General features: G+C 59.3%; 24 protein-coding genes. 12 read left to right on the plus strand and 12 right to left on the minus strand.

Annotated elements, in window-relative coordinates; all coding sequences use genetic code 11:
- Positions 1-105: 105 nt before the first annotated feature.
- Positions 106-1,323: an argininosuccinate synthase gene (locus tag AD666_RS02125; RefSeq protein ID WP_053147088.1), complete on the plus strand. Its 1,218-nt coding sequence runs from the start codon at positions 106-108 to the stop codon at positions 1,321-1,323.
- Between the two features lie 92 nt (positions 1,324-1,415).
- On the opposite strand, the gene AD666_RS26740 is transcribed toward AD666_RS02125, so the two are convergent.
- A complete protein-coding gene (locus AD666_RS26740) occupies positions 1,416-1,916 on the minus strand; it encodes a hypothetical protein (RefSeq protein WP_053147090.1) in 501 nt (166 codons plus the stop codon).
- A gap of 475 nt (positions 1,917-2,391) precedes the next feature.
- On the opposite strand from AD666_RS26740, the gene AD666_RS02135 reads away from it, so the two are divergent.
- On the plus strand, positions 2,392-3,018 hold the full coding sequence (locus tag AD666_RS02135) for a response regulator transcription factor (RefSeq protein ID WP_053147095.1): 627 nt from the start codon (positions 2,392-2,394) through the stop codon (positions 3,016-3,018).
- Between the two features lie 55 nt (positions 3,019-3,073).
- On the opposite strand, the gene AD666_RS02140 is transcribed toward AD666_RS02135, so the two are convergent.
- The 8 genes from AD666_RS02140 to metG form a co-directional block, all read right to left on the minus strand.
- The gene (locus AD666_RS02140; RefSeq protein WP_053147098.1) at positions 3,074-3,256 is read right to left on the minus strand and encodes a PA3496 family putative envelope integrity protein; all 183 of its coding nucleotides are present in this window, start codon (positions 3,254-3,256) and stop codon (positions 3,074-3,076) included.
- Between the two features lie 107 nt (positions 3,257-3,363).
- A complete protein-coding gene (gene nth, locus AD666_RS02145) occupies positions 3,364-4,002 on the minus strand; it encodes an endonuclease III (RefSeq protein WP_053147100.1) in 639 nt (212 codons plus the stop codon).
- Positions 3,999-4,523: an Rnf-Nqr domain containing protein gene (locus AD666_RS02150; protein ID WP_053147101.1), complete on the minus strand. Its 525-nt coding sequence runs from the start codon at positions 4,521-4,523 to the stop codon at positions 3,999-4,001. Before AD666_RS02150 ends, nth begins: the two co-directional genes overlap by 4 nt.
- Positions 4,520-5,128, minus strand: a complete 609-nt coding sequence (locus AD666_RS02155; protein WP_053147103.1) for an RnfABCDGE type electron transport complex subunit G — start codon at positions 5,126-5,128, stop codon at positions 4,520-4,522. Before AD666_RS02155 ends, AD666_RS02150 begins: the two co-directional genes overlap by 4 nt.
- Complete coding sequence (locus AD666_RS02160; RefSeq protein WP_053147439.1) at positions 5,125-6,111, minus strand: RnfABCDGE type electron transport complex subunit D; 987 nt, start codon at positions 6,109-6,111, stop codon at positions 5,125-5,127. Before AD666_RS02160 ends, AD666_RS02155 begins: the two co-directional genes overlap by 4 nt.
- The gene (gene rsxB, locus AD666_RS02165) at positions 6,098-7,093 is read right to left on the minus strand and encodes an electron transport complex subunit RsxB (RefSeq protein ID WP_053147105.1); all 996 of its coding nucleotides are present in this window, start codon (positions 7,091-7,093) and stop codon (positions 6,098-6,100) included. Before rsxB ends, AD666_RS02160 begins: the two co-directional genes overlap by 14 nt.
- Positions 7,090-7,662, minus strand: a complete 573-nt coding sequence (locus AD666_RS02170; RefSeq protein ID WP_053147107.1) for an Rnf-Nqr domain containing protein — start codon at positions 7,660-7,662, stop codon at positions 7,090-7,092. Before AD666_RS02170 ends, rsxB begins: the two co-directional genes overlap by 4 nt.
- A gap of 121 nt (positions 7,663-7,783) precedes the next feature.
- Positions 7,784-9,829: a methionine--tRNA ligase gene (gene metG, locus AD666_RS02175; protein WP_053147109.1), complete on the minus strand. Its 2,046-nt coding sequence runs from the start codon at positions 9,827-9,829 to the stop codon at positions 7,784-7,786.
- 180 nt (positions 9,830-10,009) lie between these two features.
- Here metG and apbC point away from each other — a divergent pair, with 180 nt between their 5' ends.
- Entirely contained in the window at positions 10,010-11,104 is a 1,095-nt protein-coding gene (apbC, locus tag AD666_RS02180; RefSeq protein WP_053147111.1) for an iron-sulfur cluster carrier protein ApbC, read from the plus strand.
- A 129-nt stretch (positions 11,105-11,233) separates the two neighbouring features.
- On the opposite strand, the gene AD666_RS02185 is transcribed toward apbC, so the two are convergent.
- Positions 11,234-11,992 (minus strand): SDR family oxidoreductase, encoded by a 759-nt coding sequence (locus AD666_RS02185; protein WP_053147113.1) that lies wholly within the window; start codon positions 11,990-11,992, stop codon positions 11,234-11,236.
- 75 nt (positions 11,993-12,067) lie between these two features.
- Between AD666_RS02185 and AD666_RS02190 the strand changes: the two genes are divergently transcribed.
- The 4 genes from AD666_RS02190 to groL all read left to right on the plus strand — a co-directional run bounded on the left by AD666_RS02190 (position 12,068) and on the right by groL (position 15,574).
- Positions 12,068-12,799 carry a HugZ family protein gene (locus tag AD666_RS02190; RefSeq protein WP_053147115.1) on the plus strand — a complete coding sequence of 244 codons (732 nt, stop codon included), beginning with the start codon at positions 12,068-12,070 and terminating at the stop codon, positions 12,797-12,799.
- Between the two features lie 66 nt (positions 12,800-12,865).
- A complete protein-coding gene (locus AD666_RS02195) occupies positions 12,866-13,342 on the plus strand; it encodes an FxsA family protein (protein WP_053147117.1) in 477 nt (158 codons plus the stop codon).
- 242 nt (positions 13,343-13,584) lie between these two features.
- Entirely contained in the window at positions 13,585-13,878 is a 294-nt protein-coding gene (locus AD666_RS02200) for a co-chaperone GroES (protein WP_053147119.1), read from the plus strand.
- Between the two features lie 49 nt (positions 13,879-13,927).
- A complete protein-coding gene (gene groL, locus AD666_RS02205; protein WP_053147121.1) occupies positions 13,928-15,574 on the plus strand; it encodes a chaperonin GroEL in 1,647 nt (548 codons plus the stop codon).
- A gap of 188 nt (positions 15,575-15,762) precedes the next feature.
- Here the strand turns inward: groL and AD666_RS02210 are convergent, their stop codons facing one another.
- The gene (locus AD666_RS02210) at positions 15,763-16,506 is read right to left on the minus strand and encodes a phosphatase PAP2 family protein (RefSeq protein ID WP_053147441.1); all 744 of its coding nucleotides are present in this window, start codon (positions 16,504-16,506) and stop codon (positions 15,763-15,765) included.
- 199 nt (positions 16,507-16,705) lie between these two features.
- On the opposite strand from AD666_RS02210, the gene colR reads away from it, so the two are divergent.
- The 5 genes from colR (at position 16,706) to AD666_RS26745 (ending at position 20,411) form a co-directional block, all read left to right on the plus strand.
- Positions 16,706-17,389: a two-component system response regulator ColR gene (gene colR, locus AD666_RS02215; protein WP_025215158.1), complete on the plus strand. Its 684-nt coding sequence runs from the start codon at positions 16,706-16,708 to the stop codon at positions 17,387-17,389.
- The gene (locus tag AD666_RS02220; protein WP_053147123.1) at positions 17,379-18,656 is read left to right on the plus strand and encodes a HAMP domain-containing sensor histidine kinase; all 1,278 of its coding nucleotides are present in this window, start codon (positions 17,379-17,381) and stop codon (positions 18,654-18,656) included. The genes colR and AD666_RS02220 overlap by 11 nt, the downstream gene beginning before the upstream one ends.
- 141 nt (positions 18,657-18,797) lie before the next feature.
- On the plus strand, positions 18,798-19,466 hold the full coding sequence (locus tag AD666_RS02225) for a class I SAM-dependent methyltransferase (protein WP_053147125.1): 669 nt from the start codon (positions 18,798-18,800) through the stop codon (positions 19,464-19,466).
- 4 nt (positions 19,467-19,470) lie between these two features.
- The gene (locus tag AD666_RS02230) at positions 19,471-20,181 is read left to right on the plus strand and encodes a lipopolysaccharide kinase InaA family protein (protein ID WP_053147127.1); all 711 of its coding nucleotides are present in this window, start codon (positions 19,471-19,473) and stop codon (positions 20,179-20,181) included.
- Positions 20,182-20,183: 2 nt separating this feature from the next.
- On the plus strand, positions 20,184-20,411 hold the full coding sequence (locus AD666_RS26745) for a hypothetical protein (RefSeq protein WP_053147129.1): 228 nt from the start codon (positions 20,184-20,186) through the stop codon (positions 20,409-20,411).
- Positions 20,412-20,461: 50 nt separating this feature from the next.
- Here the strand turns inward: AD666_RS26745 and AD666_RS02240 are convergent, their stop codons facing one another.
- The gene (locus tag AD666_RS02240) at positions 20,462-23,491 is read right to left on the minus strand and encodes a multidrug efflux RND transporter permease subunit (RefSeq protein ID WP_053147131.1); all 3,030 of its coding nucleotides are present in this window, start codon (positions 23,489-23,491) and stop codon (positions 20,462-20,464) included.
- Between the last annotated feature and the right edge of the window lies 1 nt (position 23,492).

Below are 23,492 nucleotides of genomic sequence, written 5' to 3' on the forward strand. Positions count from 1 at the left end.
CGACATAATCTGTCGCTTCGTCGTCATAAGCTGTCGCGCCTCTGTAAATTATCCGCGCCGGACGTTAGACTTCACGGCTTTCCGTACAACCCGTGGAGTGATGGCATGGCGGACGTAAACAAGGTCGTTCTGGCGTATTCCGGCGGCCTGGACACTTCGGTGATCCTCAAGTGGCTGCAGGACACTTATAACTGCGAAGTGGTGACTTTCACCGCTGACCTGGGGCAGGGCGAAGAAGTCGAACCTGCACGCGCCAAGGCTCAGGCCATGGGCGTCAAAGAGATCTACATCGATGACCTGCGCGAAGAGTTCGTCCGCGACTTCGTGTTCCCGATGTTCCGCGCCAACACCGTCTACGAAGGCGAGTACCTGCTTGGTACGTCCATCGCCCGTCCGCTGATCGCCAAGCGCCTGATCGAAATCGCCAACGAAACAGGCGCTGACGCCATTTCCCACGGTGCCACCGGCAAAGGCAACGACCAGGTGCGTTTCGAGCTGGGCGCATACGCTCTCAAGCCCGGCGTTAAAGTCATCGCTCCTTGGCGCGAATGGGACTTGCTGTCCCGTGAAAAACTGATGGACTACGCCGAGAAGCACGGGATTCCGATCGAGCGTCACGGCAAGAAAAAATCCCCGTACTCGATGGATGCGAACCTGCTGCACATCTCCTATGAAGGCGGCGTGCTGGAAGACACCTGGACCGAGCACGAAGAAGACATGTGGCGCTGGACCGTTTCCCCGGAAAAGGCCCCCGATACCCCGCAGTACCTGGAACTGACCTATCGCAACGGCGACATCGTCGCGCTGGACGGCGTGGAAATGAGCCCGGCCACCGTGCTGGCGACCCTGAACCGCATCGGCGGCGAACACGGTATCGGTCGTCTCGATATCGTCGAGAACCGGTATGTCGGCATGAAGTCCCGTGGCTGCTACGAAACCCCGGGCGGTACCATCATGTTGCGCGCTCACCGGGCAATCGAATCGATCACCCTGGATCGTGAAGTGGCTCACCTGAAAGACGAGCTGATGGCCAAGTACGCCAGCCTGATCTACACCGGTTACTGGTGGAGCCCGGAGCGTCTGATGCTGCAACAGATGATTGATGCCTCCCAGGTCAACGTGAATGGTGTCGTGCGCTTGAAGCTCTACAAGGGCAACGTGATCGTCACCGGGCGCAAGTCCGATGACTCGCTGTTCGATGCCAATATCGCGACGTTCGAAGAAGACGGTGGCGCCTATAACCAGGCCGACGCGGCCGGCTTCATCAAGCTCAATGCCTTGCGCATGCGCATTGCGGCGAACAAGGGCCGCAAGCTGTTCTGATCCAGAAAAAGGCCTGCCATGTGCAGGCCTTTTTTTACTTTCCTCTTCCTGATTCGTGTCGCGCGCCTGTCGCAGACGCTTCTGCGTGTCTCTCATTCCTCCTGTCCGCCTGCTCGGAGCGGTGGCTTATCGTGGCTGTAGACAACGTATAGGGTGATTTCCCCAGCCCTTGAGGCGTGCTTGGTTCGTTTTGACCGACGAGCCTCGACCCGAAGTTCCGGATGGCTGCACAGGAAGAACATCACACGTTGTGTCGGGGGGCTCTCTCTGTGCAGATGCATCAGCCAAACCCTAGTCTTGCGTGGCTGATGCCATACGCGTTTGTGTCGACCTGTCGAATCGTCCATCGTCTTGACGAAGTGTTTGTTCTTGCGGAAATCTGAGGGTGAATATAACGAGCGGTAGTTGAAGTTGAGTGTAACGAAGAAGAGCAGCAGCAGATAAAAGGGAAAGCTGATCAGGAACCACAGATAATATTCGCGATCCTGATCATCCAGGAACGGCAAAGAGATGGCTGCGGAGGTCTCGGATAATGTCGCGAATATGGCAATCAATGTCATTGGGTTAGTAATGGTTTTCAAGGGTTTGTTCATGGTGGCGGCTCATGGAATATTTAGGCTCGGTGATAGATGTTGGATGAAGTTTTATAAAGTTTCGGAGTTGTCTGGGTTGACCGAACAAGGCCGTATCTTGTTATGTTCGTCGGAATGACTTTGGCGGGTCTTCTTATATAAATCCAGATGTATCGGTGCGCAATGGGCGTTGATTTATTGATAAATAATTCAGTAACTTTTTATGAGTCTCAGGCCGTTGCAGCCAAGGATCAAGCGTCTCGCTGAACTAAAGCCCAGCCGTTCTTGGGGGCGCTTGCTCTGTCGGAAAAGCGATCCTCTGCCGCTGGACAAATTCTTGGCACATTATTTCCAGGCTAATTTGTAGGAATTTTCTGTATTGCTTGTAGGTTGTGTCTTTCGGTGTGAGCGGTCAGGGGGGGCAGCATGCCAAGGTAGAAATGACTAGGCTATTGTGCGTGCTCTAAAAACTCGAACAGCGAAGTTGGATTTGCCCATGAATAAAGTGCTGATCGTGGATGATCATCCCGTCATTCGTCTTGCTGTACGTTTACTGATGGAGCGTCATGGATATGAAGTGGTTGCCGAAACGGATAACGGTGTCGATGCCCTTCAACTTGCCCGAGAGCAGTCACCGGATATCGTTATTCTCGATATTGGCATTCCTAAGCTGGATGGGCTGGAGGTTATTGCACGCCTGGCCTCCAATCCTTCGCCCCTTAAAGTATTGGTATTGACCTCCCAATCCCCCGGGCATTTTTCGATGCGTTGCATGCAGACGGGCGCGGCCGGTTACGTGTGCAAGCAACAGGACCTTACCGAGTTATTGAGTGCAATCAAGGCGGTATTGTCCGGCTACAGTTATTTTCCTAACCAGGCACTGCATACGGTTCGCTCAAGTCTGGGAAATGCCAGTGAGTCGGATATGGTGGACCGTCTGTCCGGGCGGGAAATGATGGTGCTGCAACAACTGGCGCGTGGAAAAACCAATAAGGAAATTGCAGATGGGATGTTCTTGAGCAACAAGACCGTCAGTACTTACAAGACCCGCTTGTTGTTGAAACTCAATGCCCGTTCGCTGGTCGATCTGATCGAGCTGGCGCAACGTAACGGGCTGGTGTGAGGCTTGCGGTGAGGCGTACTCGGTAAAAAGCCTCCATCAGGGAGGCTTTTACGTGTCAGAGATCAAAGTCGTAATCGGCCAATTGCTTCTGCAGGCGACGCTCGTCCAGCAGATTATCGATGGTGCGGCGTTTGCTCAGGTTGGTCTTGGGGACTTCCACCACCACCGGTTCGATGTCTTCGGCTTCAGCGGCGATGAAATCATCTTCTACATCCAGCTGTTCTTTACCAGTACTCATGGGTTCGACTCCAGGCTAAGGCTGCCTTTGGCGCTCCTTATATCGATAAACAACCAGCGGGTAAAAAAGATTTTTTCAATCGGCGGATCAATAAAACTAATAGAGCTTCAATCGTCAGAGGTCTTGTGCTTGTACTCGCATAAGTCCTCGATCCTGCAACTGCCGCAGCGGGGCTTACGCGCCAGGCAGACATAGCGCCCGTGAAGGATCAGCCAATGATGGGAGTCGAGCAGGTACTCCTTGGGCACGAACTTCATCAGTTTCTTTTCCACCTCCACCACGTTTTTTCCGGGGGCCAGGCCAGTCCGGTTGCTGACACGGAAGATATGGGTGTCAACCGCCATGGTCAGCTGACGAAATGCTGTATTGAGCACCACGTTGGCGGTCTTGCGACCGACACCCGGAAGGGCTTCCAGGGCTTCGCGGGTCTGAGGAACGACGCTTCCATGGCGTTCGATCAGCAGGCGGCAGGTTTCAATCACGTTTTTTGCCTTGCTGTTGAACAGCCCGATGGTCTTGATGTATTCGGACAACCCTTCGACGCCCAAGGCGTAGATCGCCTCCGGGGTATTGGCAACGGGGAACAGCTTGGCGGTAGCCTTGTTGACGCCGACATCGGTGGACTGGGCTGACAGAATCACCGCAATCAACAACTCGAACGGCGAAGAGTAGGCCAGTTCGGTTTTCGGTTCCGGGTTGTCTTCGTGAAAACGGCGAAATATTTCCAGGCGCTTTGCGGCATTCATGGGCGCGGCATTTCCTTGGGCGATGATGGGGATTTCGCGGATTCCAGGGCCGCTAGCAGCAAGCCGAGCAGGAGGAACCCGCCTGGGGCCAGTTGGGCCAGTGGCGTGCCGTGGCCGATCAATTCGCGCAGGGCACCCAGGCCGACCATCAACAAGCCGAACAGTCCGGCGAGTCGAGCCAGGCCTGGCAAGCGAGACTCGACGAAGACGTGATCGTTTTCCAGCACCACGCAGCTCAGGGCTATCCAGCCGATGTACAGGCTTGATGGTTGATAGGCCGCCGGCGCCCAAGCTTGTGCGGCAAGGCTTGCGCAAGCGGTAAAGGTGGCGGCCAGCACGACGGAGGCCAGCCGCCGCTGCCAGGTCGTCAGGCGAGGTCGCACAGGGGTTATGGCCAAGCCGTGGGCGATGCTGACCAACGTCCATGCCAGCCATAGGCCCAGCGCACTGCTCAACGCATGGCTGGCGCCGATCAGGGGAACCAGTAACAGGCCGCGTGCCAGTTGTGATGAGACGGTCATTGTGTAGCCCCGGCGGTCAATGCAGCCTTGTGCTCGTCAAAATAACGCAATGTGTCGTGCACCGCCTGGAGGACTGCCCGAGACGTCACCGTTGCGCCCGCCAATTGGTCGAATTGGCCCTGCTCTTTTTTCAACGCCCAGTCGCTGTGGAGGGTGGACTGGAGCGATCTGCCGTTGAAAGTCCGCAGCCAGGCATTGGGCCAATCGGCAATCGCCGCGCCCAGGCCAGGTGTTTCAGTCTGATGGAGGGTCTTGATGCCCAGCAACCGACCCGAAGTGTCGATGGCGATCATCAGCTCAAGGGTGCCTTCATAGCCCAACGCCTGAGTGCGAAACAGGATGGCAGAGGGTTGGCCGGAACGGGTCGCAAGGTAGCCACCCAGCAACGTGCTATGCGTCAGGGGGACGGGCTTCATCAAGACCGGTTGCGCCAATGGTTGATTGTCGTAAAGGTCGGCTGGCAGTACGTCGAGCAAGGTTCTGTTGGCGTTGGCCTGGCGTCGGGCTTCGATGCGCTCGACGGTGCCGATCTGCATGAGGCAGGTAGCCCCGACGCCCAGCACGGTCAACAGGATCAGGATCGTAATACCACGGGAATTGTTCATGTCGCCTGCCGCCTTTGCCTTGCCTCGGCGAAACGCTCCAGCGCCGGCACGCCAAGATTCATCAGCAGCACTGCAAACGCTACGCCGTCGGGGTAGCCTCCCCAAGTGCGGATCAGGTAGACCAGCAGCCCCACGCCCGCACCAAACAGCAGACGGGCAAGCGGAGCCTTGGCCCCCGATACGGGTTCGGTCACGATAAAGAACGCACCCAGAAAAGTCGCACCGGTGAGCAAGTGAAACAGCGGCGAGCCATGGGATTGCGAGCCCGAACCGTTCCAGCACAGCAGGCTGATGATGAACAGGCTGGCCAGCATGCCAACCGGCGCATGCCAGCTGAACACGCGTTGCTGCAGTAGAAACAGGCCGCCTGCCAGGAAAGCCAGGTTGACCCATTCGATGCCTTTTCCACCAAAGCGTCCGAACGCCGGGTGGCTGGCGAACAGTTCGTCTATGGTCAGGCTGCTGTTGATGCGCAGGCTGTCCAGCGCTGTCGCGCCGGCCCACGCATCGGCTGGTGGATGAATGCCGAAGACCTGTTGCAGGCCCTCGAGCAAACCGATGCCGGGGGGCGTTGGCCATTGGCTCATATGGGAGGGAAACGCCACCAGTACCAGGGCATACCCGAGCATCGCCGGGTTGAACGGATTGTTGCCAATGCCGCCCCACAGGTGTTTGCCGAACAACAGGGCGCAGGCGGCCGCGGTCACGGTCAGCCACCAAGGGCAGTACGCCGGCAGCGCCAATGCGAGCAGTGTGGCGCTGACCAGCGCGCTGCCATCATTGAGTTCGGGTGTGAGCGGTCGACGTCGCAAGCGCAGGACCAATGCTTCGACGCCCATCGCGGTGAGCCCGGATAACAGCAGGTTGAGCGCAATGCCCCAACCGTAAACCCACATCAATGCCAGTATCCCGGGCAGGGTCGCCAGCAGCACGCGCCTCATCGCTTGTCGCAGCGCATGCTGCGAGGCGTCAGGACCGGGCATGAGCATCCACCTGGTGTTCGGCTTCCTTCACCGCTTTTTCCAGGACTTCCAGCTCCTGATCCGCGACGGCCGCCGCCCGGGCTTTGCTCAGCTCGGCACGCCGCATCGCCAATTGAATCTTCGCCCGTTTCAACTCCGCATCCGGTGCCGGTGCCAAGGGTGGCGCGGCGTTCTCCAGTTGCGCCAGGGCCTGTTCCGCTGCTTCGAATTGACGTTGCAGCAGGATCAGCTGCGACTGCTGTTCAAAGGTCGGGGGATGACCGAACGCTTTCAGGGACTTGTTCAACTGCGCCCGGCTCATCGCCAGGTCGATCTTGGCTTTTTTCAACGCAGCGTCGGCACTGGCGGCTTTTTGTGCACGCACCCGTTCAAGTGCGGCTTGCACAGGGTCAAGCGTCTGCTGCGCAACCTTTGTCGTGCGCTGGGTACGGGCCAGACGTTCGGCCTGACGCTGTTCTTCTTCGCGACGCAGGCGTGCGTTGCGCTGTTCGAAACGGTGCCTGGCGTGATTGCGCTTGGCGGTTCGCGCCAACCGTTCTTCGACGCTGAAAGCCAGGCCTCCAATGATCGGCAGCACGGTCGTGGCCGGCAGTGGTCGCATCTCGATGCAGTCGACCGGACAAGGCGCCACGCAAAGGTCGCAGCCGGTGCATTCCTCGACGAGCACGGTGTGCATCAGCTTGGCCGCCCCGACGATGGCATCTACCGGGCAAGCCTGGATGCATTTGGTGCAGCCGATGCATTCGGCCTCACGAATGAACGCAACTTGCGCCGGAGCTGTGCCGCGACTGGCGTCCAGTTCCACCACGGGCACGTTCATCAGTTCGGCCAGGGCCGAGATGGTTTCGGTTCCGCCGGGTGGGCATTTATTGATCGGCTCTCCGGCGGCGATGCCTTCGGCGTAGGGTTTGCAGCCCGGATGGCCGCACTTGCCACATTGGGTCTGTGGCAGCAGGGCGTCGATACGTTGAATCAGAGTCATGTCTTGACCAGCCCGCGCAATCCAAGGAACGCCACCGCCATCAGTCCGGCACCGATCAACTGAATCGGCAGGCCACGGAAGGGCAGGGGAATATCGTTATCGACAGTGCGCTGGCGCAAATCCTCGAACAGGCTCAACACCAGCCAGAACCCCAGCCCGGCGCCCAAGCTCAAGGCCATGGCGTGGAGCAGTCCTTGATGGTCCTGGCTGTTGAGCAGCGCGACGCCCAGTATACCGGCGTTGCCAAGCAGCAATGGCCAAAGGCCCTCGAACGACAGCGCTGGCAACCAGCCTGACAAGAGGCGCAGCAACGGCCCGATCAGCAGCACGCTCAAGGGTAGCCAGACGAACAGGCGCAGGAAGGTGAGGTTGGCCGGTACCAGCAACCAATGATCGATGGCATGACCCAGGGTGCCGACCGTAAGCATCAGGCAGGTCGACGCCAGGCCCAGTGCATGCACCTGCTTTCTTCCTTCCACCGCCAACAACGGATCGACGCCCAGCGACCAATGCAACACGAGGTTGTTGATCAGGGCAGTGCCGAGCAGTGTAAGGAAAAGGTCGGACATGGTATGTAGGGAACAAGGAGTCTGTTACAGGTATAAGCATTATCCGGCACGTGACCGAATACGAAAATCCCACAGCCGCCGGCAAGGCGACTGTGGGATCGGTTACAGCGCGCAGTCGCGTTTACTTGATTCGCTGACCCGGCTTGGCGCCGCTGTCGGGGCTCAGCAGGTAGATTTCTTCGCCGCCCGGGCCGGCCGCCATCACCATGCCTTCCGAGACACCGAAGCGCATTTTGCGAGGCTTGAGGTTGGCGATCATCATCGTCAACCGGCCTTCGAGCTTGGCGGGGTCCGGGTAGGCACTCTTGATACCGGAAAACACGTTGCGTTGCTCGTCGCCGATGTCCAGGGTCAGGCGCAGCAGTTTATCGGCACCTTCGACGGCTTCCGCCTTGACGATCAGGGCGACGCGCAGGTCGACGGCGGCAAAGGTGTCGAAGTCGATTTCCGGCGACAGCGGGTCCTTGGCCAGTTCGCCATTGCCGGCGGGAGCGCCGGTGTCGGTCTGGCTGGCGACCAGGTCTTCCTTGGAGGCGTCGATCATGGCTTGTACCTTGGCGGCGTCGATGCGGGTCATCAACGGCTTGAATTCGTTCAGTTGATGGTTGCTCAGCAGCGTCTGATGATCGTTCCAGGTCAACGGCGCAACGTTCAGGAACGCTTCTGCATCGGCGGCCAGCAGCGGCAGCACCGGCTTGAGGAAGATCACCAACTGGCGGAACAGGTTGATGCCCAGGGCGCAGATCGCCTGGACTTCGTCCTGCTTGCCTTCCTGCTTGTTCAACGACCAGGGCGCCTTGTCGGCGATCCAGGCGTTGGCGCGGTCGGCCAAGGCCATGATTTCACGCATTGCACGGGCAAAATCGCGGGATTCATAGGCTTCGGCGATGCTGGGTGCGGCCGCCAGGAAGGCGTCGGTCAGTTCCGGCGCGGCATTACCCGCCACCAGCAACCCGGCATTGCCCTTGTGGATGAACCCGGCGCAACGGCTGGCAATGTTGACCACCTTGCCCACCAGGTCGGAGTTGACCTTCTGCACGAAGTCTTCGAGGTTCAGGTCCAGGTCGTCGACGCCGCGGCCCAGCTTGGAGGCGTAGTAGTAGCGCAGGTATTCCGGCGACAGGTGGTCCAGGTAGGTCCGGGCCTTGATGAAGGTGCCGCGGGACTTGGACATTTTCTGGCCGTTGACGGTCAGGTAGCCGTGGACGTTGATGCCGGTTGGCTTGCGGAAGCCGGCGCCTTCGAGCATTGCGGGCCAGAACAGGGCGTGGAAATTGACGATGTCCTTGCCGATGAAGTGATACACCTCGGCCGTGGAGTCCTTGCCCCAGAACGCGTCGAAGTCCAGCTCAGGCGTGCGATCGCAAAGGTTCTTGAAGCTCGCCATGTAGCCGATAGGCGCATCCAGCCAAACGTAGAAATACTTGCCGGGCTCACCAGGGATTTCGAAGCCGAAGTACGGCGCATCGCGGGAAATGTCCCACTCTTGCAGGCCGGAGTCGAGCCATTCGGCGAGCTTGTTGGCCACCGCGTCGTGCAACGTGCCGCTGCGGGTCCAGGTTTGCAGCATCTCCTGAAAATCCGGCAGCTTGAAGAAGAAATGCTCCGAGTCCTTGAGCACCGGCGTCGCCCCGGAAATGGCTGACTTCGGGTCCTTCAGATCGGTCGGTGCGTAGGTGGCGCCGCATTTCTCGCAATTGTCACCATATTGATCTTCGGTGCCGCATTTCGGGCACGTGCCCTTGATGAAGCGGTCGGCCAGGAACATTTTCTTTTCCGGGTCGAAATACTGGGTGATGGAACGGGTGGCGATATGCCCGGCGTCACGCAGCTTCAGATAGATCTGACTCGACAGCTCACGGTTTTCTTCTGCGTGAGTGGAGTGGAAGTTGTCGAAGTCCACCAGGAACTCGGCAAAGTCGGCGCTGTGTTCGGCCTGGACGTTGGCGATCAGTTGTTCCGGGGTGATGCCTTCCTTTTCCGCGCGCAGCATGATGGCCGAACCGTGGGCGTCGTCGGCGCAGACATAGATGCACTGGTTGCCGCGATGTTTCTGGAAGCGCGTCCACATATCGGTCTGGATGTATTCCAGCATATGGCCGAGGTGAATCGAACCATTGGCATAGGGCAGGGCGCTGGTGACGAGGATCTTGCGTGGCTCGGACATGGGGCTCGGCTACTTGATGAAACGGAGGTCGGCCACTATAAAGCGCCAGCGGGTTTTTTTCACCCTTTGGGGCGCTCCGGGCCCAGCGGGGATAAATCCCCTTGCCACAAAAGTATTCACATGCGGGTAATCGGGTCTAGGATAGCGGCCTGTTTTCAAGTCCTGTCATCGGAGTTGCCCATGAGCGCCGTCAATCGCGCAACGGTGGAAGCCGTCCTTCGTCAATACACCGACCCCTACCTGAACCAGGATCCGGTCAGCGCCGGATGCGTGCGCGATATCGATATCCAGGGCGAGCGTGTCAGCGTCCAGCTGGAAATCGGCTACGCCGCCGACCTGTTCAAGAGCGGTTGGGCGCAGATGCTGCAAATGGCGATCGAAGCCCTGGACGGAGTGAGCGCCGCCAAAGTCGAGATCACCAGCGTGATCGCCCCCCACAAGGCCCAGGCGCAGGTCCCCGGCCTGGCAAACGTGAAGAACGTGATCGCCGTGGCGTCGGGCAAGGGCGGTGTGGGCAAGTCCACCACCGCCGCGAACCTGGCCCTGGCCCTGGCCCGCGAGGGCGCGAAGGTCGGGATGCTCGACGCGGACATCTACGGGCCGAGCCAGGGCATCATGTTCGGCATTGCCGAGGGCACCCGGCCGCAGGTCAAGGACCAGAAGTGGTTCGTGCCGATCCGTTCCCATGGCGTGGAAGTCATGTCCATGGCGTTTCTGACCGACGACAACACGCCGATGGTCTGGCGCGGGCCGATGGTATCCGGCGCCTTGCTGCAATTGGTCACGCAAACTGCCTGGGGCGACCTGGATTACCTGGTGATCGACATGCCGCCCGGCACCGGCGATATCCAACTGACCCTGGCGCAGAAGGTCCCGGTGGCCGGCGCGGTGATCGTCACTACGCCGCAGGACCTGGCGCTGCTGGACGCCCGCAAAGGGGTGGAAATGTTCCGCAAGGTGAACATCCCGGTATTGGGTGTAGTGGAGAACATGGCTGTTCACATCTGCTCGAACTGTGGCCATGCGGAACATCTGTTTGGCGAAGGGGGCGGGGAAAAACTGGCGAACCAGTACGGCGTCGAACTGCTGGCTTCGCTGCCACTGTCCATGCTGATCCGCGAGCAATCCGACGGCGGTAAGCCAACGGTCATCGCCGAGCCGGAAAGTCAGATCGCCATGGTCTACCAGGAACTGGCCCGTCATGTGGGCGCACGGATCGTCTTGCAGGAAGCCGCCGCGCCGGCGATGCCGAACATCACCATCAGCGACGATTAAAAACCAAGCGGTAACCCCTGTGGGAGCGAGCCTGCTCGCGATAGCGTCGGTTCAGTCAGCCTCGATGCGGCTGACATACCGCTATCGCGAGCAGGCTCGCTCCCACAAGGGGGGGATGTGTGCAGGGTTTTACATCCGCAACCCGCCATCCATCTCAAGAATCCGTCCGGTGTAGTAGTCGTTCTCGAAAATATAAGCCGCCGAATGGGCGATCTCCTCGGCCCGGCCCATGCGCTTGAGCGGAATCGCGGAGGTCATTCTCTCCAGGGCCTCGGGTTTCATGCCCAGGGTCATCTCGGTTTCGATGAAGCCCGGAGCGATGCCGGCGACACGGATGCCATAGCGTGCCAGTTCCTTGGCCCAGGTCACGGTGGCGGCGGCCACGCCGGCCTTGGCGGCCGAGTAGTTGGTCTGGCCGATGTTGCCGGCGCGGGAAATGGAGGAGATGTTGATGATGGCACCGCTGTTTTTCAGCTCGACCATCTTCGCGGCCACTTCGCGGGTGCACAGGAACACGCCGGTCAGGTTCACATCGATCACCGCTTGCCACTGAGCCAGGCTCATCTTGGTCATCTCACCGTCCTTGACCTTGAGCAGCAGGCCGTCGCGCAGGATCCCGGCGTTGTTGATCAAACCGTGGATCGCCCCGAAATCTTCGGCTACCCGGGCAACCATATCGCTCACTTGTTCTTCATTGGCCACGTTACACAGGTACGCCCGGGCCTCGACGCCCTTGGCCTTGCAAGCGGCGACCGCCTGATCGAGTTTTTCCTGGTTGAGGTCGACCAAGGCGAGCTTCGCGCCTTTGTCGGCGAAATACTCGGCCATGGAGCGGCCCAGGCCCTGGCAACCGCCGGTGATAATGATTACTTTGTCGGTGAGTTGCATTCGCATGTCCTGGTGACGGAACGGTTGAGGAAGCTTGATCGTTTTTTAAACGGATCTCATCAAAGGAGTCATAAATTGAGCGCTGACGCTGCCAAGCATGCCCGAGAATTACTGCTCAAGGAATACCGTGGAATGCTCTCCACCCATTCCAAGTCCATGCCCGGTTTCCCATTCGGTTCCGTGGTGCCTTACTGCCTGGACGAGCAGGGCCGGCCGCTGATCCTGATCAGCCGTATCGCCCAGCACACCCATAATCTGCAGAAAGATCCCAAGTGCTCGATGCTGGTGGGCGAGCGGGGCGCCGAAGACGTGCAAGCCGTAGGCCGCCTCACTTACCTGGCCGAGGCGCGGAAACTGGAAGACAGTGACGCCATCGACGCTGCTGCCGAACGTTATTACCGCTACTTCCCCGAATCCCGGAACTACCACAAGGCCCACGATTTCGATTTCTGGGTGCTTGACCCGGTGCGTCATCGCTACATCGGTGGCTTCGGCGCCATTCATTGGATCGAGCGGATTACCCTGCCGAATCCCTTCGCCGGCAAGGCCGAGGCCAGCATGATCGAACACATGAACGCCGATCACGCCAAGGCCATTGCTCATTATGTGGAATTGGCCGACCTGCCCCGGACCGAGCCGGCGCAATTGGTGGGCATCGACAGCGAAGGCATGCACCTGCGTATCGGCCAGGGGCTGCACTGGCTGGCGTTCCAAGAGCCTTGCAACACTCCGACACAAGTGCGCGAAGCCTTGGTTTACCTGGCCCACGCCGAACAATGGCCGAAAAATACCGAGGTCGGCGCTTGAATTCACGAAAGGACGACGTCATTTAGGGTTTCATAGCAAGGCATTCTTGCGTTGAGGAACCCTTTGATGCGCCCTTTTTTGTTGCTCTTTCTGCTGTTTCCGGTGTTGGAGCTGTTCGTATTCGTCAAGGTTAGCGGTGCGATCGGTTTTTTCCCGGCCCTGCTGCTGATCATTCTCGGCTCCATGCTCGGCGTGTTCGTGCTGCGCATCGCCGGTCTCGCCACTGCACTGCGTGCCCGTGAAAGCCTCAGCCGTGGCGAGCTGCCTGCCCAGACCATGCTCGAAGGCCTGATGCTGGCCCTGGGCGGCGGTCTGTTGATCCTGCCAGGCTTTATCAGCGATGTGCTGGGGCTGGTCATGCTGTTGCCGTTCACCCGTCGCTTGCTGGCCAACAAGATGCGCCAGCGTGCCGAAGAGCAGGCCATGCGCCAGCGGGCCTTCGCGGATGATCTCCAGCCTCGTGGCGGCCCGGCCCCACGAGAGCCGCTTGGCCGAGAGCCCAATGTGATCGAAGGCGAGTTCGAGCACCGGGACTCCAAATGACACCACCGCACGGCACCTTCGGGTGCCGTGTTCGTTTTTGGGACGGCTGAAGAAATTTTTTCGTCCCGGCCCTTGTAATCCACTTGTGCGCCCTTATGTATCGGTCACCGCAAGGTTACCGGTGGCAACACCGGACAGACTTCCGCGGTTCGACTGACGAACCGCACCCGGCTCTGCCGGCTTTTGTTAAACCCGCCGGGACTACACCGGCCGATGAAAACCATAATTAGGAGAGATCGACAATGAAGCTTCGTCCTCTGCATGACCGCGTCGTCATCCGTCGCAGCGAAGAAGAGAAGAAAACCGCTGGCGGTATCGTCCTGCCAGGTTCGGCTGCTGAAAAAGCCAACCACGGTGAAGTTCTCGCTGTAGGCCCAGGCAAGGCACTGGAAAACGGTGAAGTACGTGCGCTGGCCGTGAAAGTGGGTGACAAGGTTGTGTTCGGCCCTTACTCCGGCAGCAACACTGTAAAAGTCGACGGCGAAGACCTGCTGGTAATGGGCGAGAGCGAAATCCTCGCTGTTATCGAAGGCTGATTCCCCGCTCAATTTCCCGCTACTACACAGTATTTAAGGAATATCGATCATGGCTGCTAAAGAAGTTAAATTCGGCGATTCCGCCCGCAAGAAAATGCTCACTGGTGTCAACGTCCTGGCGGACGCGGTAAAAGCGACCCTGGGCCCGAAAGGCCGTAACGTGATCATCGAGAAGAGCTTTGGCGCTCCGACCATCACCAAGGACGGCGTTTCCGTAGCCAAGGAAATCGAGCTGGAAGACCGTTTCGAAAACATGGGCGCGCAGCTGGTCAAGGACGTTGCCTCCCGTGCCAACGATGATGCAGGCGACGGCACCACCACCGCGACCGTTCTGGCTCAGTCGATCGTCAACGAAGGCCTGAAGGCCGTTGCTGCCGGCATGAACCCGATGGACCTCAAGCGCGGTATCGACAAAGCGACCATCGCTATCGTCAAGGAACTCAAGGGTCTGTCCAAGCCTTGCGCCGACTCCAAGGCCATCGCCCAGGTAGGCACCATTTCCGCCAACTCCGACAACTCCATCGGTGACATCATTGCCGAAGCCATGGAAAAAGTCGGCAAGGAAGGCGTGATCACCGTTGAAGAAGGCTCGGGCCTGGAAAACGAACTGTCGGTTGTCGAAGGTATGCAGTTCGACCGCGGCTACCTGTCCCCATACTTCGTCAACAAGCCGGACACCATGGTTGCCGAGCTGGACAGCCCGCTGATCCTGCTGGTCGACAAGAAGATCTCCAACATCCGCGAAATGCTGCCAGTGCTGGAAGCCGTTGCCAAAGCCGGCCGCCCACTGCTGATCGTGGCTGAGGACGTCGAAGGCGAAGCCCTGGCGACCCTGGTTGTGAACAACATGCGCGGTATCGTCAAAGTGGCAGCCGTCAAGGCACCAGGCTTCGGCGACCGTCGCAAGGCCATGCTGCAGGACATCGCCGTACTGACCGGCGGTACCGTCATCTCCGAAGAGATCGGCCTGAGCCTGGAAAGCACCACCCTGGAGCACCTGGGTAACGCCAAGCGCGTGACCCTGTCCAAGGAAAACACCATCATCGTCGACGGTGCTGGCGTACAAGGCGACATCGAAGCACGTATCGCGCAGATCCGTGCCCAGATTGCCGACACTTCCTCGGACTACGACCGTGAAAAACTGCAAGAGCGTCTGGCCAAGCTGTCCGGCGGCGTTGCAGTGATCAAGGTTGGCGCTGGCTCCGAAGTTGAAATGAAAGAGAAGAAAGCCCGCGTTGAAGACGCCCTGCACGCAACCCGCGCAGCTGTCGAAGAAGGCGTGGTACCTGGCGGTGGCGTAGCCCTGATCCGTGCTCTGGAAGCACTGACCCAACTGAAAGGCGACAACGCCGATCAGGACGTGGGTATCGCTGTGCTGCGTCGCGCTGTTGAAGCGCCGCTGCGTCAGATCGTTGCCAACTCCGGCGACGAGCCAAGCGTCGTGGTCGACAAGGTCAAGAACGGCGAAGGCAGCTTCGGCTACAACGCCGCGACTGGCGAATACGGCGACATGATCGAAATGGGTATCCTGGACCCAACCAAGGTCACCCGTTCGGCCCTGCAAGCAGCCGCTTCCATCGGCGGTCTGATCCTGACCACCGAAGCCGCTGTGGCTGATGCACCGAAGAAAGAAGGTGCTGCTGGCGGCGGTATGCCAGACATGGGCGGCATGGGTGGCATGGGCGGCATGATGTAAGCCAGCCTTACCCCTGTACTGAAAAACCCCGCCTGCGTCAGCAGGCGGGGTTTTTTATTGGTTTGCAGAGACTGTAGTGGGCTCCAAGGCCAGTGACCACTGAAGATCAACTGTGGGAGCGAACCTGCTCGCGAAGGGCCTTCAGCCCCAACATCTTCATTGCAGGCCCGCCCACCTCTGAAATGGCCTCAGGCCCTGGCAGGGTCGGGCAGGACGACGCGGTCGATCGTGGCGGCCGGTCGGTACAGGATGAAGTAGTAACACCCCAGGCAAATCAGCCAGCAGAACACCGCGGTCCACACGTTATGGGAAAAGAAGTGCGCCCCCTGCATCATTCGGCTGAGGGAAAACACCGTTCCGAGGGCGAAGGCGAACACCAGAGCCTGGCGAGCAAGACGCGGACGTCGGTCGCGCAGGACGAAGAACAGCGCAAACAGTGTGAAACCGGTCGCGGCATGGCCGCCGGGCCAGCACCGACCGGGCTTGTCGGTGGCCGGACGCGGGCTCAGAAGTTCGCTGTAGGTTTCCTTGCCACCAAATTCCTTCAGGCTCCAGGGGCATTGCACCGCTGTCACGGCTTTCATCGGAGTGACGAATGAAGTCGCCAGTGCGAGGGACAACACCAGGCAACCCAGTTCCCGCTTGAACGGTTTGAGCCGCGCGACGGAAAAGGAGCCAATGAAGCCGAGGATCGCCAGCACCGAAAAACCGATGACCACTTGTTTGGCCCGGTCATGCAGGATGTCTTCCAGAAAAAAACTGTGCCGGCCGATGAAACCACCGCCGTCCGGGTCGTAGAACAGCCTGGCCAGCGCCATGTCCAGTGTCGTCAGTTCCAGCAATACCAGGATCAGCGCAACAACTGCGGGCACGCCCAGGACGATCCGGAAATTCAATGGCCTAGAAGCGGGACGGACGACGGTGGAGACCATGGCGGTACCTTCGGTGGGAATTTTCAGCGCGCAGTGTCCGATACGTTGCATTGGCGAGGTGTGAATGCCGAGTGAAAAACTCGTCAACGTCCGGCGCTCCATTCTGCCAAGGGGCCTGCATGCCTCTAGCCGAGAGTCACACTTGGCCTTAAGCTGCGCGGGCCACGACGCCCGTCTACCGTGAGCAGAGGAGATGCCGATGCGAATTCTATTGGTCGAAGACAACCGCGATATCCTGGCTAACCTGGCCGATTACCTGGGCCTGAAAGGCTACACCGTCGATTGTGCCCAGGACGGTTTATCGGGGTTGCATCTGGCCGCCACTGAACACTACGACTTGATCGTGCTGGACATCATGCTGCCGGGTATCGACGGCTACACCTTGTGCAAGCGCTTGCGCGAAGATGCGCGGCGCGATACGCCGGTGATCATGCTCACTGCCCGGGATCAACTGGATGATCGCTTGCAGGGTTTCAAGTCCGGGGCCGATGATTACCTGATCAAACCTTTCGCCCTGTCGGAACTGGCGGCACGGATCGAAGCCGTCATGCGTCGGGCCCAGGGCGGTGGTCGGCGCGCCTTGCAGGTCGGCGACCTGAGTTACGATCTCGACACACTCGAAGTGACCCGCGAAGGCAAGCTGCTCAAACTCAACCCGGTCGGCCTGAAGTTGCTGGCCGTGCTGATGCAGAAAAGCCCCCATGTGCTGCGCCGGGAAATTCTCGAAGAGGCGTTGTGGGGCGATGATTGCCCTGACAGCGACAGCCTGCGCAGCCACGTTCATCAGCTACGCCAGGTCATCGATAAACCGTTCGACAAACCGCTTCTGCACACTGTGCACGGCGTCGGTTATCGCCTGGCCGAGGGCAGAGATGGAGTTTAAGCAGAGCCTTGCGCAACGGATCATCATCGCTTTTGCGCTGATGAGCGCGTTGGTGGCCGGGGCGTTTGCCATGGGGATCGTGGCGACGGTCCATCTGGTGGAAGAAAAGCTGATTTCCGCCGGGCTGGGGGGCGACCTGCAACGTCTGTTACTGATGGACAGCGTGTCGGACTGGAGCCATCGTCCGGAGCCTGACCAGTTGTTCTACTTCAGCGGGGGCCCGGGCGACTTCGAGTTGCCCAAGGACTTGCGCCATCTGGAGCGCGGTTTCCATGAAGTGTTTCGTGAACAATTGTCTTATCACGCCATGGTGGAAATCGTAGACGGTCGGCACTACGTACTGCTGCAGGACCAGAGCGATTTCGAAGAGCGCGAACGGGTGCTGTTCGCCGTGGTGCTGGTGGGCTTCGTACTCAGCCTGGCGCTGGCGGTATTCCTGGGCTGGGTCCTGGCTCGTCGGGTGATGGCGCCAGTGGTGCGCTTGGCACGGCAAGTACGTCATCGCGATCAGCTCCTCGGGCTTGCTCCGCCGCTGGCGCCCGATTATGCCGCCGATGAGGTCGGCGAGCTGGCCGTGGCGTTCGACGCCACACTAGGGCGATTGCGCCAAGCGCTGACCCGCGAACGGTTGTTCACCAGTGATGTAAGCCACGAATTGCGTACCCCGTTGATGGTCCTGGCGACCTCCTGCGAGCTGTTGTTGGAGAACCCGGCATTGGATCAACGTGGCCGTACCCAGGTCGAGCGTATCAACCGCGCCAGTGAAGAGATGCGTGAACTGGTGCAGACTTTCCTGATGCTCGCCAGGACACAACGCGAAGACAGCGGCATGTCTCCTACCATGACATTGGGCCAGGTGGCCGAGAACCTCATCGGACTGTGGCGAACCCCGATCGAATCCAAAGGGTTGGAACTGATCTTCGAGCCGGGACAAACCACCGACACGCTGTACAACGCTACATTCCTGACCGCCGTCATGGGCAACTTGCTGCGCAACGCCTTGCACTACACGGACCAGGGGTTCATTCGGCTCACTCTCGGCGTCAGCGGATTTGTGGTCGAGGACAGTGGTGTCGGTATTCCCGAGGAAAAGCGCGAGGCGATGTTCGAGCCGTTCGTGCGGGGCAACGAAAAGCGCGGCGAAGGGCTTGGGTTAGGGCTGTCGTTGGTGCAGCGGATTTGCGAGAACCAGGGCTGGACAGTGAGCCTCAGCACGATGGAGCCCAACGGCTGCCATTTCCAAGTGGACCTGCGTCCCAAGGCGTGAATGCCGCAATCGGCCCCATGGATATGGAAAAGTCTTGAAAACATTGGTCCGTTTACACGACGAAGTTTTCACAAAGGGATGACTTGGTGCCGACATGCCCAACCCTAAGGTGGGAGCCATTCAGTTATGGAGGTTCCCACCATGTCCAACGCCATCAAGCTCGACTTCTCTGAAAAGTACAACGAGCAACACGCTCGGGAATACTTGCAAAAACACCGCAGCGGCTTGAGTCGACGCCTTTCTCATCGGCGTGACGAGCAATTGGCCCGACGGGCATTATCGCTTGCGGGAGATCCGGGTCTCGTGCTGGATTTGCCCTGTGGTGCCGGGCGTTTCTGGCCCTTGCTGGCTGAAAAACCGAATCGGGTCATCATCGGCGCGGACAACTCCGAGGCGATGCTCATGACGGCGTTGAGGGCGCAACCGGCCGATGTCGTCAAACGGGTACAACCTTTGCACACTTCTGCGTTCGACATTGCCTTGCCCGATAACGCCGTCGACAGCATTTTCTGCATGCGCTTGCTGCACCACATTGGTGAGTCCGCGCACCGACTGGCGATTTTGCGGGAATTCGAGCGTGTCAGCCGAGACAGCGTGATCGTTTCATTGTGGGTTGATGGCAATTTCAAAGCCTGGAAACGCAAGCGCTTGGAACGTACCCGTGGGCAGAAAGACTACCAGAACCGATTTGTGTTACCGGTCGCTACAGTCGAGGATGAGTTTCGACAGGCCGGGTTCCGAATTCAAGAACGATTGGATTTCTTACCGCTCTATGCCATGTGGCGAGTTTATGTATTACGCAAGAGGTAACAGCATGGTGATGCAGGCAGAAGAAGCGTCGACGGTTCATGCGGGCAATTTCGATCACTTCTGGAACCAGCAGGGTGAGTGGGTAGAGGCTCCGAATGTACGTCGTGGTGGTGAAAGTGGTGTGCAGCGGATTGACAGCGGCAACGGTAAACAGCTGTATGCCAAGCGTCAGATCGGCCATGTCTACCGTAGCTTGTTCCATCCGTTTGGCCGACCAACCGTATTGCGCGAGCAGGACGCGCTCCTGGCCTTGACCCGGCTGGACGTCGGCGTCCCCCAGATTATCTTCTGTGGCGCACAACGGGATCCGGTTCATAAATGGCGTGCATTGTTGGTCACTCATGCGTTGGACGGTTTCGTAGAGTTGGAACAGTGGTACGCCGCAGGCGAGCGCGAGCGCCATGGCGAAGCACTGCATGACCGCATTCTCCAGGCACTGGCTGAAAACCTGGCCCGGATGCACAAGGGGCGCTGGCAGCACGGCTGCCTCTATGCCAAGCATGTGTTTGTACGCGTGACGGGGGAGGGCGAGTCGGCCCACGCCGAAGTGGCCCTGCTGGACCTGGAGAAGAGCCGCCAGCGCCTGACTGCCCGAGGTGCTGCATCCCACGATCTCAAGCAGCTGCGTCGCCACTCGTCGTTCAACGATTGTGACTGGAAAAAACTCGTCTACTTTTATGAAACGGCGTTTGGCAGCGCTATCAAAGGCTTATGACGATGAAACTGGAAATTGCTAGAGGTGTATTCCTGGTGGGAGCCCTGGCAGTAACGTCGATGGCGGTAGCTGTTTGGGAGCAGCCCCGCTCGCAGATCCTCAGTGCCTCCCATTCCGATGCACATTGCCCCTTGCCGCGGGTGGCCAAGGCAAGCGAGGCTGTCCGGCCGGACCATGATCTGTTGCTGTTCATGTTCAGCCTTTCCCAGGGTATGAGACCGCAGAGCTGAAGCTCATAAGGTGAAACTCAAAGGCCTCGCTTGTGCGAGGCCTTTGAGTTTCAGGCGGCTTTGTCTGGCTTGGCCAACAGGGTGTAGATACAGGGCAATACGAACAGTGTGAACAAGGTGCCAATAGACATCCCGGTGGCGATCACCATGCCGATGTCGAAGCGGCTTACCGCCCCGGCTCCGGTGGCCAGGATCAGCGGTACCATGCCAAACACCATCGCCGCGGTGGTCATCAGCACCGGCCGCAAACGAATCGATGCGGCCTTCTCCACTGCTTCTCTGGGTGTCAGGCCCTGTTCCTTGCGCAACTGGTTGGCAAATTCGACGATCAGGATACCGTGCTTGCTGATCAGGCCGATCAGCGTCACCAGCCCGACCTGGGTATAGATGTTCATGCTCGACCAACCGAGAAACAGCGGAATCAGTGCTCCGCAAATGGACAGCGGCACCGTTACCAGAATGACCAGTGGATCGCGGAAGCTCTCGAACTGAGCGGCCAGCACCAGGAAGATGATCGCCAGGGCCAGGGTAAAGGTGACCCACAAGGCACTGCCTTCCTGGACGAACTGACGTGAAGCCCCTGCATAGTCGAAGGCGAACCCTGTCGGTGCTTCTTCCCGGGCGATCTGACGGACCGTTTCGATCGCCTCGCCCATGCTTACGATGGGGAACCCCGAGATCGTGACTGCATTGAGCTGCTGGAACTGATTCAACTGTCGGGGACGGGCCCGGTCACTGACCTTGATCAGGGTCGACAAGGGCAGGGATTCGCCGCGTTCGTTCTTCACGTAGTAGTTGTTCAGCCAGTCCGGGTTGTCTCGGAAGGGGCGCTCGACCTGGGCGATGACCTTGTAGCTGCGACCTTCGATGGTAAAACGGTTGATCTCCGATTCCCCCAGCAGCGTGGCGAGCGTACCGCCCAGGTCTTGCATCGACACACCCATCTGGGCAGCTTTGTCGCGGTCGATATCCACGACGACTTCTGGCTTGTCGAAGGCGAGGTCGATGTCCATGAAGGCGAACTTGCCGGACTCCATCGCGCGTTTCTTCACGCGCTCGGCGATCTCCAATAGCGTCGCGTAGTCTTTCGGCGCGTTGATGACGAAGGCAAAGGGCAACCCCTCGCCCGTGCCAGGCAGGGAGGGGAGGTTGAAACCGAATATCTGCAGGCCCGGTACCGTCTCCAGCCGCGCCTGGACGTCAGGGAGGATTTCCATCTGAGTACGGTTGCGTTCGTTCCAGGGCTTGAGCAGGAAGCCGCCGATACCGGACTGGACACCGTTGTAGCCATTGATCTGGAACGAGGAATAGTACTCGGGGAATTCCTTGAAAATCGTGAGGAAGTGATCGGTATAGGTGTTCAGGTAATTGAGGTTGGTGTGCTGTGGCGCGTTGGCCATCATGAAGATGATGCCCTGGTCTTCGTCCGGGGCCAGTTCGGATTTGGTGAACATGACCAGCACCGGGATCAGCAGTAATACGATCACGGCGAATACCAGTACCACCGGCCGGGTATTGAGCGTGCCGTGGAGTATGCGCTGGTAACGGCTTTTCAAGCGTTCGAACACCACGTCCAGGCGGTGGGCCAGGCCCGAGGGGTTCTCGTCGTGCCGCAGCAGTACGGCGCACATCATGGGCGACAGGGTCAGGGCCACGATGCCGGAGATCACCACCGCTCCGGCGAGGGTCAGGGCGAACTCCTTGAGCAATGCGCCTGTCAGGCCTTCCAGCAGACCGATCGGCGCATACACAGCCGCCAGCGTAATGGTCATCGAGACCACTGGCATGGCGATTTCCCGGGCACCTTCCAGTGCGGCGTCGAACGGACTCTTGCCTTCCTCGATGTGGCGATGAATGTTCTCCACCACGACGATGGCATCGTCCACTACCAGACCGATGGCGAGCACCATGGCCAGCAGTGTCAAAAGGTTCATCGAGTAGCCCATCAACTGCATGAAGAACATCACGCCGATCATCGACAGCGGGATGGTCACCACCGGGATGACCACCGAACGCAGCGCGCCGAGGAACAAAAAGACCACGACGATGACGATCAGCACGGCTTCGAAAAGGGTTTTCACCACTTCATCGATGGAAGCCTGAATGAACAGCGTCGCATCGTAGGCGATCTCGGCGTTGAGGTTCGTTGGCAGTTGGGCCTCCAACTCCGGCATGATCTTGCGCACTTCCTTGATCACATCCAGCGGGTTCGCGCCGGGGGTGGCTTTGATACCGATGTATACGGACGGCGTGCCACCGAAGGAACTGATGGTGTCGTAGTTTTCCGCGCCCATCTCCACCCGGGCCACGTCCCGCAGCAGTACGCGGCTGTCCCCGTCGGTCTTGAGCGGGATCGCGGCGAAGGCCTCGGCGGATTTGAGTTCGGTGTTGGCGTTGATGCTGGTGACGACATATTCACCTTTCACTTCGCCGGCCGCCGAGAGGAAGTTGTACTGACGCACGGCATTGGTCACGTCGGCGGCGGTCAGGCCGAAGCCGGCGAGCTTGACGGGATCCAGCCACAGGCGCATGGCGAAGACCTGGTTGCCCAGGATTTCCGCTTCAGCCATGCCGGGAAGCGTCGCCAGCTTGGGTTGAACCACCCGTGACAGGTAATCGGTGATCTGCGGGTTGTTCAGCTCCTTGCTGAAGAAGCTGATGTACATCAGTGCAGAGGCATCGGCGGCTTCACGGCTGAGCACCGGGTCCTCCGCGTCCTGGGGCAGCTCGTTCTTGACTTCGTTGGCCTTGGCCAGCAGTTCGGTGAACAGCCGGTCGCTGTTGGAGCCGATGCGGGCATAGACCGATATCACCGAAAAATTCTGACGGCTGACCGAGGTCATGTAATCGATGCCTTCGGCGCTGGCCAGGCTCTGCTGCATCGGCTGCGTGATGTAGCCCTGGATGGTTTCGGCGTTGGCGCCTGGGTACGCGGTGGTCACGGTGATCAGGGCGTTTTCCATCTGCGGGTATTGCCGCAGGGGCAGCTTGCTCCAGGCCTGGAAGCCCAGCAGTACGATCAAGAGGCTGACCACGGTGGCGAGCACCGGACGGCGAATGAACGGATCGGTAAAAGCCATT

The sequence above is a fragment of the Pseudomonas sp. Pf153 genome (genome assembly GCF_001269775.1).
GTDB lineage: Bacteria > Pseudomonadota > Gammaproteobacteria > Pseudomonadales > Pseudomonadaceae > Aquipseudomonas > Aquipseudomonas uvaldensis.

Bases quoted from the DNA above. Each gene is read 5' to 3' on its own strand.
- AD666_RS02125 (WP_053147088.1), top strand. From the start codon at position 106: ATGGCGGACGTAAACAAGGTCGTTCTGGCGTATTCCGGCGGCCTGGAC.
- AD666_RS26740 (WP_053147090.1), bottom strand. From the start codon at position 1,916: ATGAACAAACCCTTGAAAACCATTACTAACCCAATGACATTGATTGCC.
- AD666_RS02135 (WP_053147095.1), top strand. From the start codon at position 2,392: ATGAATAAAGTGCTGATCGTGGATGATCATCCCGTCATTCGTCTTGCT.
- AD666_RS02140 (WP_053147098.1), bottom strand. From the start codon at position 3,256: ATGAGTACTGGTAAAGAACAGCTGGATGTAGAAGATGATTTCATCGCC.
- nth (WP_053147100.1), bottom strand. From the start codon at position 4,002: ATGAATGCCGCAAAGCGCCTGGAAATATTTCGCCGTTTTCACGAAGAC.
- AD666_RS02150 (WP_053147101.1), bottom strand. From the start codon at position 4,523: ATGACCGTCTCATCACAACTGGCACGCGGCCTGTTACTGGTTCCCCTG.
- AD666_RS02155 (WP_053147103.1), bottom strand. From the start codon at position 5,128: ATGAACAATTCCCGTGGTATTACGATCCTGATCCTGTTGACCGTGCTG.
- AD666_RS02160 (WP_053147439.1), bottom strand. From the start codon at position 6,111: ATGCCCGGTCCTGACGCCTCGCAGCATGCGCTGCGACAAGCGATGAGG.
- rsxB (WP_053147105.1), bottom strand. From the start codon at position 7,093: ATGACTCTGATTCAACGTATCGACGCCCTGCTGCCACAGACCCAATGT.
- AD666_RS02170 (WP_053147107.1), bottom strand. From the start codon at position 7,662: ATGTCCGACCTTTTCCTTACACTGCTCGGCACTGCCCTGATCAACAAC.
- metG (WP_053147109.1), bottom strand. From the start codon at position 9,829: ATGTCCGAGCCACGCAAGATCCTCGTCACCAGCGCCCTGCCCTATGCC.
- apbC (WP_053147111.1), top strand. From the start codon at position 10,010: ATGAGCGCCGTCAATCGCGCAACGGTGGAAGCCGTCCTTCGTCAATAC.
- AD666_RS02185 (WP_053147113.1), bottom strand. From the start codon at position 11,992: ATGCAACTCACCGACAAAGTAATCATTATCACCGGCGGTTGCCAGGGC.
- AD666_RS02195 (WP_053147117.1), top strand. From the start codon at position 12,866: ATGCGCCCTTTTTTGTTGCTCTTTCTGCTGTTTCCGGTGTTGGAGCTG.
- AD666_RS02200 (WP_053147119.1), top strand. From the start codon at position 13,585: ATGAAGCTTCGTCCTCTGCATGACCGCGTCGTCATCCGTCGCAGCGAA.
- groL (WP_053147121.1), top strand. From the start codon at position 13,928: ATGGCTGCTAAAGAAGTTAAATTCGGCGATTCCGCCCGCAAGAAAATG.
- AD666_RS02210 (WP_053147441.1), bottom strand. From the start codon at position 16,506: ATGGTCTCCACCGTCGTCCGTCCCGCTTCTAGGCCATTGAATTTCCGG.
- colR (WP_025215158.1), top strand. From the start codon at position 16,706: ATGCGAATTCTATTGGTCGAAGACAACCGCGATATCCTGGCTAACCTG.
- AD666_RS02220 (WP_053147123.1), top strand. From the start codon at position 17,379: ATGGAGTTTAAGCAGAGCCTTGCGCAACGGATCATCATCGCTTTTGCG.
- AD666_RS02225 (WP_053147125.1), top strand. From the start codon at position 18,798: ATGTCCAACGCCATCAAGCTCGACTTCTCTGAAAAGTACAACGAGCAA.
- AD666_RS02230 (WP_053147127.1), top strand. From the start codon at position 19,471: ATGGTGATGCAGGCAGAAGAAGCGTCGACGGTTCATGCGGGCAATTTC.
- AD666_RS26745 (WP_053147129.1), top strand. From the start codon at position 20,184: ATGAAACTGGAAATTGCTAGAGGTGTATTCCTGGTGGGAGCCCTGGCA.
- AD666_RS02240 (WP_053147131.1), bottom strand. From the start codon at position 23,491: ATGGCTTTTACCGATCCGTTCATTCGCCGTCCGGTGCTCGCCACCGTG.